The 16085-nt window shown below is 57.6% G+C and carries 13 protein-coding genes and 1 pseudogene; 6 read left to right on the top strand and 8 right to left on the bottom strand.

Annotated elements, in window-relative coordinates; translation table 11 throughout:
• Positions 1–528: 528 nt before the first annotated feature.
• The 8 genes and pseudogenes from WGT02_RS33605 to WGT02_RS33640 all read right to left on the bottom strand — a co-directional run bounded on the left by WGT02_RS33605 (position 529) and on the right by WGT02_RS33640 (position 9889).
• Positions 529–1716: pseudogene (locus WGT02_RS33605) on the bottom strand (IS701 family transposase).
• A 143-nt stretch (positions 1717–1859) separates the two neighbouring features.
• Positions 1860–2303, bottom strand: a complete 444-nt coding sequence (locus tag WGT02_RS33610; protein ID WP_208246307.1) for an NUDIX hydrolase — start codon at positions 2301–2303, stop codon at positions 1860–1862.
• A 166-nt stretch (positions 2304–2469) separates the two neighbouring features.
• Positions 2470–3233 (bottom strand): IS5 family transposase gene (locus tag WGT02_RS33615; RefSeq protein ID WP_112334169.1). Its coding sequence is split into 2 segments (ribosomal slippage): positions 2470–2918 and positions 2918–3233, totalling 765 coding nucleotides; the frame shifts between segments, so codons are not numbered across the junction.
• A 722-nt stretch (positions 3234–3955) separates the two neighbouring features.
• A protein-coding gene (locus WGT02_RS33620) for an IS630 family transposase (protein WP_112334090.1) occupies positions 3956–5016 on the bottom strand; the annotation gives its coding sequence in 2 pieces (ribosomal slippage) (positions 3956–4524 and positions 4524–5016; 1062 coding nt in all).
• A 401-nt stretch (positions 5017–5417) separates the two neighbouring features.
• Complete coding sequence (locus WGT02_RS33625; protein ID WP_082321374.1) at positions 5418–6602, bottom strand: IS91 family transposase; 1185 nt, start codon at positions 6600–6602, stop codon at positions 5418–5420.
• 4 nt (positions 6603–6606) lie between these two features.
• Positions 6607–7470, bottom strand: a complete 864-nt coding sequence (locus tag WGT02_RS33630; protein ID WP_037069958.1) for a site-specific integrase — start codon at positions 7468–7470, stop codon at positions 6607–6609.
• Between the two features lie 466 nt (positions 7471–7936).
• A complete protein-coding gene (locus WGT02_RS33635) occupies positions 7937–9244 on the bottom strand; it encodes a dicarboxylate/amino acid:cation symporter (protein ID WP_208246457.1) in 1308 nt (435 codons plus the stop codon).
• Between the two features lie 96 nt (positions 9245–9340).
• Positions 9341–9889 carry a nitrogen fixation protein NifQ gene (locus WGT02_RS33640; protein WP_263623149.1) on the bottom strand — a complete coding sequence of 183 codons (549 nt, stop codon included), beginning with the start codon at positions 9887–9889 and terminating at the stop codon, positions 9341–9343.
• Positions 9890–10700: 811 nt separating this feature from the next.
• Here WGT02_RS33640 and WGT02_RS33645 point away from each other — a divergent pair.
• From WGT02_RS33645 to WGT02_RS33670, 6 genes are all read left to right on the top strand, one after another.
• A complete protein-coding gene (locus WGT02_RS33645; protein ID WP_208246309.1) occupies positions 10701–11246 on the top strand; it encodes a peroxiredoxin in 546 nt (181 codons plus the stop codon).
• A 356-nt stretch (positions 11247–11602) separates the two neighbouring features.
• Complete coding sequence (locus tag WGT02_RS33650) at positions 11603–11923, top strand: iron-sulfur cluster assembly accessory protein (protein WP_208246311.1); 321 nt, start codon at positions 11603–11605, stop codon at positions 11921–11923.
• Between the two features lie 78 nt (positions 11924–12001).
• Positions 12002–13177, top strand: a complete 1176-nt coding sequence (gene nifS / locus WGT02_RS33655) for a cysteine desulfurase NifS (RefSeq protein WP_208246313.1) — start codon at positions 12002–12004, stop codon at positions 13175–13177.
• A gap of 358 nt (positions 13178–13535) precedes the next feature.
• Positions 13536–13919 carry a nitrogenase stabilizing/protective protein NifW gene (gene nifW / locus WGT02_RS33660; protein ID WP_024318439.1) on the top strand — a complete coding sequence of 128 codons (384 nt, stop codon included), beginning with the start codon at positions 13536–13538 and terminating at the stop codon, positions 13917–13919.
• A 176-nt stretch (positions 13920–14095) separates the two neighbouring features.
• Positions 14096–14947 carry an electron transfer flavoprotein subunit beta/FixA family protein gene (locus WGT02_RS33665; protein ID WP_024318440.1) on the top strand — a complete coding sequence of 284 codons (852 nt, stop codon included), beginning with the start codon at positions 14096–14098 and terminating at the stop codon, positions 14945–14947.
• A gap of 20 nt (positions 14948–14967) precedes the next feature.
• Entirely contained in the window at positions 14968–16080 is a 1113-nt protein-coding gene (locus tag WGT02_RS33670) for an electron transfer flavoprotein subunit alpha/FixB family protein (RefSeq protein WP_208246459.1), read from the top strand.
• Positions 16081–16085 lie beyond the last annotated feature (5 nt).

Here is a 16085-nt window from a genome sequence, read left to right on the forward strand (position 1 = left end):
TTTCTCCTTCTGTCCAACCGACTCGTCAGCTTCACGGGTGCGAAGTAAGACAGTCAAATCTCATGCCAATCTCCCCGATCAAGACGAGGAGTGAATTACGGGCGATCTTTCAATAACTTAGGCTCAGGATGTTAAAGAAGGCTGTGTCGCGACTCCGACAAAACCTCCGGGGAGGTATCTGATGACGTCACCTGACGCCGCTGTCGCCAGTTTGGCGCTTTCGAAGGAAGTGCCCCTGGAGCGTCTAGCGGTGCGCTCACTGCGCTGATAACGCGTCCTCTACACGGCGTCCAAAGTCTAACAAGGAGCCGCCAGCAGAAGAGGTCGATCGGTCATAGGTATAGCGCGTCAACCTAGTACTACAGTTGCGCCTGTTTTTGTAGTGCGCGCTCATTGCGGAGGCTTGATGTTTTCGTCTCCAGAGTGACCATGCGAGAACGAAGGCTGTCTTGATCGGGGGTCGCAGTAGGAGCCGTGTGATCAGATAGCGGATCTCTGCGACGCTTGGTAGAAGCGCGAGTTTGTTGGTCAGGCGGCGATTGGCTGGTTTGGACTCGTTTCGTTCGGTTTGCCACCGGCGCTTCGGCGCAGATCGGAACCCAACTTGGCGAGGAAGGCTGCAGCCGCCATGACGAGTGTCATGTGACGGTGCCAGGCATGCTAGGAACGGGCCTCGCAATGGTCAAGGCCGAGATCATCCTTGGCGCGCTGGAAGCATTCCTCGATCGTCCAACGCAGCCCAGCAGCACCTGCCAACTCGCAAAGCTCGGTCCCGGCAGGCGCAAAGACAAAATAATAGGCGCGGTCATTTGGCTCGCGCCGGTTGCGGCGGATCAAGAGCCAGCGCTCCCATTGTGGATCAGGGCGAGAGCTAAGAGGAATGCGAGCCCACTCATAGAGCCTCAAGCCTTTAGCCCCTTCGCCGGCGGCATGGCTGTGCCAAGCTTCTGGTTTCAACTCATCGGCCATGGTTTCGGGATCGGTTTGCTCGATCCCCTGGTCGCGAACGAAGCGCAGGCGATGATTGGAGCGCACCGCCAAAACATAAGGCTGGCCGCGGCCTTCCAGCATCCTGCGTAGCCGTGAATCCGAACCATAAAGTGCATCGGCCAGCACCCAGGCACAGGGTACGCCGGCATCGAGTGCCGCCGCGATCAGATCACAGGCGATCTCCGGCTTGGTGGCAAAATGCTGCTCTTGTGGGATCTGCGCAGAAGCACGCCGCACCTCATCGTCAGCCCAGGCTTTCGGCAGATACAGCTGCCGGTCGACCAGGGTTTGGCCATAGCGGCTTGCATAGGCAAGGAAGACACCCACCTGACTGTTCTCAATTCGGCCGGCCGTCCCGGAATATTGCCTTGCCACCCCCACCGAATGCTCGCCCTTTTTCAGGAACCCGGTCTCGTCCACCACCAGAACGCCGTCTGCATCCCCCAGAGCCTCCACCGCATAAGCCCGAACGACATCGCGCAAAGCGTCAGCATTCCAATGGCTGCGCCCCAATAGCGATTGCATCCGATAAGGACGCTCCAGGCCAGCCTGCTCGGCCATCAGCCAACCGGTCTTGCGCTCCACCCCCGACAGCACGCCATCAAGAAAGGCACCACTCGATAAGCGCAATTCATGGCGACGAAAAACCGGCCCCAGGCGCTCCTTCAATGCATCGAGCTCGCGTTGCCATGCCAGTACCGATCCAGACCAGCTTGCGACGGACATGAATTCCCTCCAGCTAAATGCCAAGAGTGAATCATGATTTCATGTCAAACGCAACTGTAGTACTAGATGAGAGAACGCGTCTCACCTTGATTGATTGCCGCCCTGTACACAGCGTTGGTCTGACCCACCGCCCGTGGGCGATCTCATTTTCCGGTTTCGCCGGAGCTAAATTTGGCGTGCAGTCCGGAAATGAGGCTCTTCAGCTCCCATTCCGGAACCAATGAAGATGCCTCGGTTGGTGGCAGCCAGATTAGCACGCGTTCTCGACACTCCGGAAATGTGAATCTAACCTTTTTAACCTTCAGGAGATGGACTTCCACGACGCACTGAATGGAGCGATTGTCTTTAAGCCTCTTCAGATATGTGTAGTACCCGTACGGCTTCTTTTTGCCTTTGCCTTTTATGCCGCCTTCTTCCCACGCTTCACGTTCCGCAACCTCATGCGGCCGCAACCCCTTGATCGGCCATCCCTTCGGGATGGTCCAGCGGTGCGTTTCGCGTGTCGTGATCAGAAGAACTTCCAGTATCCCGTCAGGATTGACCCGAAAGCAGATGGCACCGACTTGATCGGCAGCCTGTCCATGCATTATGGCCTCCGCATGCGGAGCAGGCCGCGCACTCGCCCAATCGAGTACAGCGAATTTAGGAGTGCACCAAAGATGCCATAGGCCGGTGGATGTAGCTCGAGCGGGATCATTGACCAACGTTCGCTGAGCGCTGGGAAAAAGATGCTGCAATGACTAGGGCGTCGACTCATAAACTCTGACACCAGATCCGCGCCGCGACAAGTTTGACAGCGGCGAGATAGTTTTCCGGGCGCTTGTCGTAGCGTGTGGCGATACCTCTGAACTGTTTGATCTTGTTGAAAAACCGCTCCACGAGGTTTCGCTGCCGATAAACCCAGCGCGAGAATGAGAAGGAGCCCGTCCGATTTGCTTTGGGCGGGATGTTGGCCCAGGCTTTGCGCGCGGCCGCCTTAGCCCGGATGGCGTTACTGTCATAGCCCTTGTCGGCAAGCAGGATGTCGCCTTCGCCGAGGCTGTCAGTCAGCGCATCGGCTTCAGTGCAATCAGCAATCTGCCCGCCGGTCAGGCGGAGCGTGACGGGCCGACCTTCAGCATCGACGAGCGCGTGGATTTTGCTCGTGAGCCCGCCGCGGGAACGTCCCATGCCACCATCGTCTTGATCCCCTTTTTTCCCGTGGCCGCGTGCTGGTGAACGCGAACACAGGTCGAGTCGATCATGACGATGTCGCCATCGTAAGCTTCTGAAACCGCTTCAAGAAGCCGATCCCAGACACCAGCCTTCCGCCAGCGGACGAAGCGGTTGTAGCAGGTGGTTGGCGGCCCATACCGCTCAGGAACTTCCGCCCAAGGAGAGCCTGTTCGGAAGCGCCAAAGGATGCCATTCAACACCCGTCGGTCGTCGACACGGGGAACGCCGCGCGGCTTGTTGGGAAGAAGTGGCGAAATAATCGACCATTCCTGGTCCGTGAGTTCGTAGCGGCGGCGTGTCATCATGGCTCCTCATTCGGAAGCCTTGAATCACGAGGCACGCAAAACGCCAAGAACATTAATGGGTTTACGCCCTAGAAAGGGTCTGCGGGTCATCCAGCGCCTTGCACTGGTCTCGCGGGCGCGGGATCAGCCATGTACCTGGCCCATCGCGCGTGTCAAAGGGGAAACGAGACAGGGGTTCTCCATGGATGCGACAGATGCGTGTAGCGGAGTTCCATTGGGCGCCGGTACAGGCCGGACGATTTGAACAGTTAAGTCTCAACAATCGAGCGGGATATGATCGGGAACGGAAATCGCTTTCCCCATAGGTTTTACTTCTCTCTCGCCACTCATCAGCTGGGTCGTTTTCAGGTTGGGCCGGGTCGCTAATCTCGTCAGCGGTTTGCGGCCTCTCAAGCGAAAAGCGAGCGAAAGGACTCGCCGCGCGGCGGTACTTTCTCAAGCTCGAATGGCGCGATGAAGAAGCCTGATCACGCGCTGCCGACGGCGACAGGCAACACGGTTCAAAAAGATCGGAACCGGCGTCGCAACGCACTCTAAAATGGAGCAAAACGATGAGATTCTCCTCTTCCATGCAGCGTAATACTTTTCCAAAGTTTCCTCTTCCTTTCCTCCATCGCGTCTGCCCGCGACACAGCTGCAGGCTCGTAGTGGCCGCTGCTTTGTGATGGAGAGGTTTCAAATCTCATGCCAATCTGACTAATTATACCAACATGCATTGATCAAAACCGATGCGCCCACTCGCGCAGTCCAATGGACATTATCTTCCAGGGTTGCGCGACGAGTTTGTTCCAGGCGGCACAGCAGTGAGCGACGATGTCCTCGTAGTCTGTGAAGATGCGGTTCGACAGCCAGTTGTCCCTCATAAACTGCCAGACGTTTTCGACAGGGTTCAATTCAGGCGAACGCGGCGGCAAGAACAGCAATGTGATGTTGTCAGGGACGCTGAGCTTCGGCGTGACGTGCCATCCGGCTTGATCGAGGATGAGGACCGCGTGAGCGCCGTCATCGACTGCCTGGCTGATTTCCAGCAGATGTTGATTCATGGCGTCGGTATCGCAATAGGGCAATACGAGGCCCGCGCCCTTACCTTTCTTGGGGCAGATGGCACCGAAGATGTACGCCCACATCGTCCGTTGATCCAGCGGCGCTGAAGGTCGGGTGCCACGGCGAGCCCATCGGCGGGTGATCTTGTTTTTCTGACCTATGCGCGCCTCGTCGGCCCACCAGAGTTCGATCTCGGTATTCTTCGGGAGGCTGCTTCTGATGGCTGCCAATGCGGCAGGGAACTCTTTTTAAAAGCGTCCACTTCGGGTTCATTCTGGGCGTAGTGGCGCGGCCGGGCAGACAGCTTGGCAAAGCCGAGAGCCTTCAATTCGCGACCAACCGTGGTCTCGTCCATCGAGATCCGGAATTCCTGGAAGATCCATTGGACCAGATCCTTGCGCCGCCACCGAACGACACCGTGGATAGCCGGGATCGGACCACGCTCTACAATCTTGGCCAAGGCCTGGCGCTGATCATCATTCAGCTTGGGCCGATTGCCGGGAGCCTTGCCGTTGAGGAGCCCGGCCGACCCGTGCTCATTGAAACGAACGACCCAGTCGCGAACAATCTGCAAGGTCACGCCCCCGATCCGGGCCGCATCTGTACGCGAGCCGCCGTCATAAATTTCCGCCAACGCCAGAAGCCGCCGCGCTTGAGCGGCATCCTTGGTCCCTTTCGCGAACTGCCGCAGAGCAGGACCATCAAAATCATCGCGCAATGCAATCGCCGAACCCATTGCAAACCTCCCGTTTGCCCCATGGATTCAGATTTTCACCGATTCGGGAATCTGGAGGGTTATGTGAGGTCGGATAGGACAGTGGCGTCATACTCGGCCGACCTCACATAAGCCGGATTGAACGAAGGCGCGGGTTGTTTGGCACTATGGGGATTGCGTTCTGCGTCCGGTTCCGGCGCGGTGATGCGGTGGCCCTGAGGGCGCGCAATCAAGTGGCAGACGGCGAGGTTTTACATGATTGTCGAAGCGCAATGTCGCGGGTCGCTGTGCCGGTTGTGCCGATATGGATGCATTTGCGCCTACGGATCGAACATCTGGCCTGGTTCCAGGCAGCGACGATTGTCCGCCGGAACGGCGTCCAAGTCGGCGGGTGATATGGGTCGTCTGCCGATCGCCTGATGTCATGATGTGTCACATCGGAATGAAGATGACCGTGCTTGAGCGGGTCGGATGTTGGCCTTCATCCGACGCATCGGCCGGTCACATTCGGGGCATGTGAAGGGGTAGCCTTGATTTGGGTTGAGGCAATGCGGTTGCTCGGCCGACGTCGACCGCTGGCCCAGCAGGTCCCGACAGAGGGCGATGCGTTGCCGGCGATGGCTATTGGCGAGAAAGCCGAAGTGACGCATACGGTGAAAGCCGTCGGGTAGTACGTGGAGAAGGAAGCGCCGGATAAACTCGAGCGGGTCAAGGCGCATGATCTTCTCGCGATCATGTCCTTGGCGTCGATAGTCCTTCCACCGGAAGTCGACATGCTCGTCATCGGCACCGACGATACGACTGTTGGCGATGGCCACACGATGGGTGTATCTGCCGAGATAGGCGAGCACTTGGTCCGGTCCGCCAAACGGCGGCTTGGCGTAGACGACCCATTCACTGCGACGGGCGTGCGCGAGATGGCTGGTGAAAGCGGTGGGGTCGGCAAGGCGTGCAAGCGCGTTGGAGAAGCGAAGTTTACGCTGAGCGAAGGCGTCAGCAAGGGCCGTCAGAAAGAGCCGCCGGAAGACACGCGATAGAACTCGGACGGGCAAGAAAAAGCCCGGCCGGCATGCAATCCACTTTGACTTATCCGGTGAGAGACCGCCGCCTGGTATGACGCAGTGGACGTGGGGATGGTGGGTCATCGCCTGGCCCCAGGTGTGAAGCACGGCGATGATACCGATCTCGGCACCCAGCCGTTTAGGGTCGGCGGCGACCGTCTGCAGCGTCTGGGCTGCGATCCGCATCAGCAGTGCGTAGACGACCGCCTTGTTGTGGAAGGCTATCTCGGCGATGCCAGGCGGTAGTGTGAAGACCACATGGAAGTACTGGACCGGCAAGAGATCGCAGATGCGGGCCGCGACCCATCCCCTGCGAGCTATGCCCTGGCACTTCGGGCAGTGACGATTGCGGCAGGAATTATAGGAGATGCGAGTCGTGCCACACTCATCGCAGGCATCGACATGGCCGCCGAGCCTGGGTGTGCGGCAAGCTTCGATCGCGCCCATGACACGTCGTTCGCCACGACTAAGATGACCGGCGTTCTCTCGCCTGTAGCAGCCACCGTGTCGCCGAAAGATGTCGGCAACTTCGAAAGCGGGGCGCAACCGATTATGATACCGGCGGCGTCACCTCCAGTCGCAATCGGTCAAGCGGGCTTGCCGTGGAGCGGATCGTGTCGGTGGAAACCCGCGTGTAATGTGCCGTGCTCGACAGGTGTGCATGACCGAGCAGTACTTGGATAATACGAATATCGGTGCCGTTCTCCAGCAAGTGGGTGGCAAAACTGTGCCGCAATGTATGGATGGTGACCCGCTTGGCCAGTCCCGTTGCTGCAACCGCCGAACGACAAGCGGCATGCAACACCGTCGGCTCGATCGGCTTGTCAGGATTGCGTCCGGGAAAGAGCAGCGTCTTGGGCCTCGTCAAGCGCCAATAGCTGCGTAGGATGCCGAGCAGTTCCGGCGACAGCATGACGTAGCGGGCTTTGCCGCCCTTGCCATGGCGGATATGAATCACCATGCGCGAGCTGTCGATATCACCGATGCTTAGTCCGCAGACTTCCGAGACCCTGAGACCGGCTCCATAGGCGCAGGTTAGTGCCACACGCGCCTTCAGGCTGGAGACAGCTTCCAGGAATTGGACTACCTCGTCCGTCGACAGAACGATGGGTAGCTTCCGCGGTGCGCGGGCATAGGGGATGCGCTCCGGGATCTCATTCTGACCGAGCGTGACCCCATAAAAAAACCGCAGCGCGCAGACGATCTGGTTCAATGCCGCCCAGGATATTCCACCTGAGACAAGGTAGACTTGGAACGCGCGGACATCTTCAAGATCAAGCCGATCCGGCGAGTGGCCGAAATGGCGGCTGAACTTCTGGACGGCATTGATATAGGATCGTTGGGTGGCCGGAGACAGATTGCGGACCGTCATGTCCTCGATCATCCGGCGGCGAAGAGGGCTTATCTCGGCCATCTGGACCTCCTGTCTGAAGGGTGGGTTTGCAACACCCTCATCCTCTCAGCCAGGAGGCTCTTCTCAAAGCCCGCCGCAATTGCCGCGGTAGCGGCTTAGTTCAATCCCAAGTGAGTCGTACTCTGCGCTCGCTGGTATTAGGCCGCAGAAATGTTTTTTATGACCGTTTTCAGATATTTAGGCCTAGGGAAAGCGAGAGGTTGACGCGACTGGCCTGTGTCACGGATGCAACAAAAAAAGGTGCCGGTTTCATTTCGAATGAGGGCAGGAAGTCGGAGCTGCACACACTAATCTGAGCCAATCAGCGAGCTACTGGGTCCCTCCCTGGCGGTGCTGCTTCCAGTTGTCTTCGTATGCTGCAGGCAAGGTGCGCCCATCGGCGCAAAAAAAGCGCGATCTGGAGACCAGATCGCGCTAAACCGCACTTGCCGTGCGGGCCCTGGGAGGCATTACTTGGCCGGCTTGGTCACCGGCGGAATGATTTGATCGGCACCTCGCCGGCAAGCGCTGCCGAGAGCTGCGCTCGATCGAGCTCGCCTTCCCACTTCGCCACGACGAGCGTTGCAATTGCATTGCCGATAATATTAGTAATTGCCCGGCATTCCGACATGAAACGGTCGATGCCGAGGATCAGCGCCATACCGGCGACCGGCACCGCCGGAACGACCGAGAGCGTCGCGGCAAGCGTGATGAAACCGGCGCCGGTTATGCCGGCTGCACCCTTTGAACTCAGCATGGCGACGAACAGCAGCAGGATCTGGTCGCCGAGAGAAAGCGGTGTGTCGGTCGCCTGGGCAATGAAGAGCGCCGCAAGGGTCATGTAGATGTTGGTGCCATCGAGGTTAAAGGAAAAACCGGTCGGGATGACGAGACCAACGACCGAACGCTTGCAGCCCGCCTTCTCCATCTTGTTCATGAGGCCTGGAAGCGCAGCCTCTGAGGACGAGGTGCCCAGTACCAGCAGCAGTTCCTCCTTTATATAGCGGATGAGCGCGACGATCGAAAAACCGTTATAACGCGCCACCGCACCGAGCACGAGGAAGACGAAGAGGAATGAGGTGAGATAGAAGGTGCCGATCAACATTGCGAGGTTGGCGATCGAGGCGACGCCGTACTTGCCGATCGTGAAGGCCATGGCTCCGAAGGCACCGATTGGTGCCGCTTTCATGAGGATCGTCACCAGCTGGAAGATCGGCAGTGCCAGCGCTTGCAGGAAGTCGACGACTAGCTCGGCCTTCTTTCCGACCATAGCAAGGGCCATGCCAAAGAGAACGGAGATAAAGAGAACTTGAAGGATGTCGCCTTCGGCGAAGGCGCCTGCAAGCGTCGTCGGAATGATGTGCATGAGGAAAGCGGTCACCGACTGATCGTTTGCCTTCGCCATGTAGGTGGCGATCGAGTTCACGTCGAGCGAGGCCGGGTCGATATGCATGCCCGCGCCCGGCTGCACCACATTCACGACCACGAGGCCCACGACAAGCGCCAGCGTCGAAAAGGTCAAGAAGTACGCCATCGCCTTAGCGGCGACGCGACCGACCTTGGCGAGATCGGTTATGCTGGCGATACCAGTTGCAACGGTCAGGAAGATGACCGGCGCGATAATCATCTTCACGAGCTTGATGAAGGCGTCGCCGAGCGGCTGCATCTGCGTGCCGACTGCGGGGTACAAATGCCCGAGCAGGATACCCGTGGCGATTGCCGCAAGAACTTGGACATAGAGATGTCGATGGAATGGTGTCTTGCCGCGGATCTTCGCAGAATGCTCAACGTTCATTGCCGAATCCCCCATATGGCGTGAACCGTGCTCAAAGCCGTTTGCCGAATCGACGCCGAGGGCGTAGTTGCGGCCACTAGCAAACGTTAGCTTCACCTAATTCAAACCGGTCGCGCATCCCGGTGTTTCGCTTTGCTCAGGAACAAAGCAGTTTCTATATTCCTTACATTCTCGGCAACTGGGTGCCGTGCATAGCGAAAACCCCTCGGCCTCACAAAGCATGCGATAAAGATACTTTTTCCACCTCATGTGATTGGTATTGCCGGCCGCTAGTGTGGGAAAATGGATGGCAAGCAAGAGGCTAAGTTCGGACCTATCGGATAGACCAAGCTCCAGCCACAGATGGTCGTGGCGCAAGGCGCGCCGGGCGATGATCTTGGCGAAACAAGCGCTTGTTGGGTCGCCCTGTCGAGCATGCGCGAGCAACAGATCCCGCAGAAGTTCCTCTTCCACACCCGGCTCGGCTTCGCGCACGTTTTCCAAGCTGAACGCCTGCTTAACAGTGGCGGGAACACAGTGTTTAAGGATGTCTCGCAGTTCGGCACGGGAAAGGCCGGTTGCCTCGGTCGCAGTTGCCACGTCGGCCGCAATCTCTTCCAACACGTGCAAGAGCACGCAGGAAAAGACGTACTGATCGAAGTCCATATCCAAGTCTATAGGTTGCTTCAGATCCAGCGATTGCGGTGATTGTAGCGAACCAGATCGATCAGTCGGGAGGGTCACTCTCCTATTCGACAAATTTCGGATCTGAGTGACACTTGACATGTTGCTTCCCTCCTTCGCTACGTCGCCACGAGATGATCTGCGGCGCGGCAGCGTACTGCTCTAGGATAGTGTTTCAAAACTCATGCCAATCGCGTTTACAGAGGCTGCTTGATCAAGCTTTTGCTATGTTTTCAAAAGGCTAAGCAAGCTCCTGGTTGCAGGCAGGGTGGACACCGAAGTGTCTAGGAACCGACAAAACGACAAGTTGCGTGTCGGTTCTGCGCCGAAAGTTGCGGGGGCCTCGTTATTGAGACGCTGACAATAAATTCGCGGCGTTCTGGCTTTGCAAGACTGCCATCGCAAGGACAAGGTCAAACGTGGGGTCGAGCTCGCGCCGCGGCCATTTTGGGGCCGCGTTGCATTGATTGTGTCAAAGCTGCGCCTGCCGTCCAACCGGAGAGGGCATGACTTAAAATATAGGCAGCGCTTGCTCAAACTGAAGGGAAAGGGGACTCAGTACGCGCCATGCCAGATCCTTAATCGTGCAGGGCAACGCAGTGCAGTCACGGACAGATGTCAAATGGCACGGCGCTTGCAGCCCGTTGGAAGCCGCCCAACAGCCAAACAGAGCAGTTGACGCGACGCCGCTTACGGGTCCGACTATTGTGAGTTTTTTCGAGACCTCTGGGCAATATTGAGGACACTCTATAGCGGGCTCGAAAGCATCCAGAGCCGGAAAGGAGCAATGCTGATGACGATGAAGAAAAGGGTTCCGTTCGTTACTTTTCGCACACGTGTTCGCGATGAGACCGTGGACGGACCAAATCCGTACCGTTGGGAAAACAAGACGACGGAAGATTATTTTGGCGGTAGGCGCACGATTTTATTTTCGCTCCCGGGCGCCTTCACGCCGACCTGTTCAACTTATCAATTGCCCGATTTTGATAAGCTCTACGAGGAATTTGAGAAGCACGGAATCGAGTCGGTCTACTGCCTCTCTGTCAACGACGCATTCGTAATGAATGCGTGGGGCAAGGCATCTGGACTGAAGAAGGTCAAGCTAATTCCTGATGGTTCGGGTGAATTCACTCGCAAGATGGGCATGTTAGTCGCAAAGGACAATCTGGGCTTTGGCCTTCGCTCCTGGCGCTACGCTGCCGTGATCAACGATTGTCTTATAGAACAATGGTTCGTGGAGGAAGGCCTTTCGGACAATTGCGAAACCGATCCCTGGGCCTCGTCGCCACAGAACATTCTCAAAACGCTGAAGTCTCTCGAGACCGAGTCCGCCCCCTGACCAAAGGAGAGAGCTGGCTCGGCTCTTTGAGAGAGGATCCTAAATTTCATTCCACGACAAGCTCGTGCTCCAATGCTTAAGGTGTGGTTCTGCGTTGGGTTGGTGCGCTGAATGCGCCCCTACCAAGCCTGGCGTACACACTCGTATCGATGCCTGACCAAACCCAGTGCTAACCAGGAATGACCCCTAAGAGTTCACGCTATCCCAGGCGCCCCTCTGCGTTGTTCGGTCTCGACGGTGTTGGAAATGCGACATAGCGGCCTGAGCTTAACGCTGCTTTAGCAGGGTTTTTCGGTTGGCACGCTAAGTGCATCGTCGAATTACGAACAAATCTCGAAACCAGGAGAAACGATCAGATGATCACGCTCACCGAAATGGCAATCGCCGCAGTGAAGGGCGTCATATCCCAGGCTCCCGAGCCTGTGACCGGCTTGCGCATCACCGTCGAAATGGACGGCTGCGCCGGCATTCAATACAATGTGGGCTTGGAGATCGATTCCCGAGAGGGCGATGCTGTTATTGAGACGGGTGGGGTCAAGGTGTTCGTGGACGCAGGATCTCAACCCCACATTGCCGGCTCGACCTTGGATTTCGTCACGGATCCGGGTTCCTTCGGTTTTATCATCGATCATCCTAACCCGCTGGAGAAGTGCGCCTGCGGCAAGTCCTGTGGCTAATCACATCGCATGCGAACCTGCAAGCGGGATCGACACAGTTGCAATGTTTGTGTCACATCGGTCGTTGAGTGGTATCCAATGGAAGCTATTTATCTCGACAATAATGCATCAACACAAGTCGATGCCGAAGTTGTTCATGCGATGCTACCGTTCTTTTTGAATCAGTTTGGCAACCCTTCATCGATGCATGACAGCGGCGCCGCCGCCAGCGCAGCGATTAAGACGGCGCGGCGGCAGTTGCAAGCGCTGACCGGCGCAAAGTTTGACCATGAGATCGCTTTCACTTCGGGCGGGACCGAAAGCGTTAATACAGCGATTCTTTCGGGTCTTGAGATGGATCCCGGGCGCACGGAGATAGTGACTTCGGCGGTAGAGCATCCGGCCGCGCTGACGCTATGCGCACACCTTGAGAAGACGCGCGGCGTCAAAGTGCACAGGATCCCGGTGGACCACCATGGCCGCCTCGACCTTGATGCCTACAGGACCGCCCTCACCCATCGCGTCGCAATCGTTTCGATCATGTGGGCGAACAACGAGACAGGCACAATATTCCCCGTCGAAAGGCTCGCTGAGATGGCGAAGCAAGTTGGCGCACTTTTTCACGCCGATGCAGTGCAAGCGGTCGGCAAGCAGACGATGGACCTGAAATCGACGGCAATCGACATGCTGTCGCTCTCCGCCCACAAGCTACATGGACCGAAAGGCGTCGGCGCCCTCTACATAAAACGCGATGCGCCCTTTGAGGCACTCGTAAGGGGCGGTCATCAGGAGCGCGGCCGACGCGCCGGCACAGAGAACGCGCCCGGGATCGTAGGTTTAGGCAAGGCGGCCGAGCTCGCATTGGAGCGCATGGACGAGGAAAACAAACGCGTAAAATCGCTCCGCGATCGATTGGAGAGAGGACTTCTTGAGCGCATCCCCGGGACCTTCGTCACCGGCGACCCCCTGGCACGATTATCTAATACCACGAACGTCGCCTTCGATCGCATTGCTGGCGAAGCAATACAATTTGTGCTCAATCGCCATGGCATCGCTTGCTCCTCGGGCTCCGCCTGCACTTCTGGTTCCTCGGTGCAGAGCCATGTTCTAACGGCCATGAACATTCGCCAGGTTACGCCACTCGGGGCAGTTCGCTTTTCCTTTTCACGCTATAACCGCGATGAGGATGTCGATCGAGTGCTCGAACTAATACCAGGAATCGTGGCGCAGCTACGTGACGGCGCCGCCCCCGTCTCCAGGGGGCAGGCAAAGTGATGCCGGCCTTCCAATCCCGCTATCCGCTTGAGAGTAACCGAGGTCCAGAAACCGCGATGTTCCACAATAAAACGCCGCTAACAAGGCCCCTGGCGTCACCTCACCCCGCGAGACGAATGGAGACCGTCCACTCGCTCACTTCGGCCTGCGTCCTCAATGCGGGATCGATAGGTCTGCGCGCCGAAGAGATCGACGAGGTTCGTGCCACGGGCGCTTTTGGGCCTCCCAATTCAGCGCAAGTCCCGGATAATACCGTGAGCGGCGTCGCCGCTCTCAACCGCGTCGCATTCTCAATCTGCGAACCACGCGGCGGCGCCTCGGATTCGAGCGAATTGTAGACCACCAAAGGAAAAGGCAAATGAACAGTTGTGCGGGCGAGAGCTATCCCATTGATGTTACCAACATTCTTGAGCGGTTAAAGCGCTTGTCGGCTACTGAGGAATTCTTCGAAGTCCTAGGCGTCTCTTATGATGTGAAGGTGCTCAATGTCTCGCGGCTCCACATCATGAAGCGCATGGGGCAATATCTGGCCGAGGAGGATCATTCAAACCTCCCGGACAAGGCAATCGCTGCTTGCGCGCGCGCCACTCTCGCACGCGCTTACGAAGACTTCGCAAACTCTTCACCGCTTTCCCATCGAGTCTTCAAGGTGCTCAAGGACCGCGATCCGACAAAGGCCGCCGCGCCGCGTCGCATCTTTGTACCATTAGGCCCCAACTTGACCTCAGTCGGACAGAAATAAGTGCAGCAGGGTTGCGACACAAATGTCTCCAATCCGACAGGATCCGTCGTGTCGCTGAACCCTCACAAATGGAACACATTAAGATTTCAGGGGGTTTACCTACCCCCGACGTGGTTGGCACGAGTAATGCTTAGTAAGAAACGCCAATCCACTTCGATCGGGAGCCCAAAGTCATCATGCACATCGTAGTCTGTATCAAGCAGGTGCCGGACTCGGCCCAGATTCGCGTCCATCCGGTGACGAATACCATCATGCGCCAAGGCGTGCCGACAATCATCAACCCGTACGATCTCTTCGCGCTCGAAGAGGCATTCAAAGTGCGTGACTGCCATGGGGGGACGATCACTGTCCTCACTATGGGCCCACCCATGGCAGAGCAAGCGATGCGCAAGGCGCTCACTTATGGCGCCGACCGCGCGATACTTTTGACCGACCGTCACTTTGCGGGGTCCGACACGTTGGCGACTTCATTCGCTATCGCTCAAGCAATCGCGAAGATTGGCGATAGCTTTGGCGCGCCTGATATCGTCTTCACCGGTAAGCAGACGATCGACGGCGACACCGCCCAGGTCGGGCCTGGAATTGCCAAGCGTCTGAATCTCCAACAGCTGACTTATATAACGAAAATCGCTTCTATCGATCGCCATGCGCGCGAGATCACCGTTGAGCGGCGCTCGGAAGGCGGCACGCAGATGCTGAAGAGCAAATTTCCGTGCCTTATCACTATGCTGGAGGGTGTCAATTCTATCCGCCGCGGCTCTCTCGATGATGCTTTGCGTGCCGCCCGGTCCCCAATTCTGAAGTGGAGTGCGGCCGACGCTGGAATTGAGGAACTGGCTAGCTGCGGCTTGAGAGGGTCGCCGACGGTCGTGAAACGCGTATTCGCTCCCACCGCCCGAGCGCAAAAAGCTATGCAAATCGACACAACCGACAAAGCCGTTGGCGATGTCGCTGACGAGGTGGTCGCATCAATCTTCACCAACCAACCTGCGTTGGAGGGTGAGCTTTCATCCAATGGCAGCGCGTGAGCGGCAAGGAGGAGCGCATGATGGAAATCCAAAAAAGTGAGACGCCGTCTCAAGCCACCAGCCGTGCCGGCATGAAGAAGGAGTTGCCGAAGCATTATCAGGATCATCGGCACGTCTGGGTCTTCATTGAGCTGGAGCGGGGCCAGGTCCATCCCGTGTCCCTCGAATTGCTCGGTGAAGGCCGCAAGCTTGCCGACAAGCTGGGCGTTCAGCTTGCTGGCGTGGTCGTCGGGCCGCCGGACGGAGTGGGGACCGGGCCTGCCATTGCAGACGCCTTCGCTTATGGGGCCGATCTCGCCTACCTTATTGAGTCGCCGCTACTAGTAGACTATCGAAATGAGCCATTCACCAAAGCCCTGACAGATCTGGTCAATAGCCATAAACCTGAAATTCTGCTTCTGGGCGCGACCACGCTCGGCCGCGACCTTGCGGGTTCTGTGGCAACTACCTTGCAGACAGGGCTCACGGCCGACTGCACGGAACTTGACGTCGATGTAGATGGTTCCCTCGCGGCAACACGGCCGACCTTCGGCGGTTCTTTGCTGTGCACTATCTATACTCTCAACTGCCGTCCGCAAATGGCAACAGTGCGTCCGAGGGTCATGGCGATGCCGCAGCGATTGGCTAAGCCAATCGGACGCGTTATCCGACATGATTTGATAATGGTCGAGGAAGAGATCATCACGAAAGTCCTTGGCTTCCTCTCTGACAGCCAATCGGAAGATGCCAATCTCGCCTACGCCGATGTCGTGGTTGGCGGCGGGCTCGGGCTCGGCGCAGCCGAGAACCTGCAGCACGTGAAGGATCTCGCGAGGACGATCGGCGGTGAGTTTGGCTGTTCGCGACCGCTGGTCCAAAAGGGTTGGATGCCGTTTGATCGACAGATCGGTCAGACCGGCAAGACGATCCGACCCAAGCTCTACGTTGCAGCCGGAATATCGGGCGCAATCCAGCATCGGGTTGGCGTCGAAGGAGCTGATTTTATTGTCGCTATCAACACCGATCGGAACGCACCGATCTTCGATTTCGCCCACGTGGGCGTTGTTGCTGATGCAATCCGGTTCCTTCCAGCATTGACCGCGGCCTTCACGAGGCGATTGGCGCCGCGCGATCATCTGAAACTAGTGAACTGAGGAAG

Source organism: Rhizobium sp. T1470 (genome assembly GCF_042140505.1).
GTDB lineage: Bacteria > Pseudomonadota > Alphaproteobacteria > Rhizobiales > Rhizobiaceae > Rhizobium > Rhizobium favelukesii.

Coding starts and splice junctions, on each gene's coding strand:
- WGT02_RS33665 (WP_024318440.1), top strand. CDS start 14,096: ATGCACATCGTAGTCTGTATCAAGCAGGTGCCGGACTCGGCCCAGATT.
- WGT02_RS33610 (WP_208246307.1), bottom strand. CDS start 2,303: ATGCATGGACAGGCTGCCGATCAAGTCGGTGCCATCTGCTTTCGGGTC.
- WGT02_RS33630 (WP_037069958.1), bottom strand. CDS start 7,470: ATGGCCGAGATAAGCCCTCTTCGCCGCCGGATGATCGAGGACATGACG.
- WGT02_RS33640 (WP_263623149.1), bottom strand. CDS start 9,889: ATGGACTTCGATCAGTACGTCTTTTCCTGCGTGCTCTTGCACGTGTTG.
- nifW (WP_024318439.1), top strand. CDS start 13,536: ATGAACAGTTGTGCGGGCGAGAGCTATCCCATTGATGTTACCAACATT.
- nifS (WP_208246313.1), top strand. CDS start 12,002: ATGGAAGCTATTTATCTCGACAATAATGCATCAACACAAGTCGATGCC.
- WGT02_RS33635 (WP_208246457.1), bottom strand. CDS start 9,244: ATGAACGTTGAGCATTCTGCGAAGATCCGCGGCAAGACACCATTCCAT.
- WGT02_RS33670 (WP_208246459.1), top strand. CDS start 14,968: ATGGAAATCCAAAAAAGTGAGACGCCGTCTCAAGCCACCAGCCGTGCC.
- WGT02_RS33645 (WP_208246309.1), top strand. CDS start 10,701: ATGACGATGAAGAAAAGGGTTCCGTTCGTTACTTTTCGCACACGTGTT.
- WGT02_RS33650 (WP_208246311.1), top strand. CDS start 11,603: ATGATCACGCTCACCGAAATGGCAATCGCCGCAGTGAAGGGCGTCATA.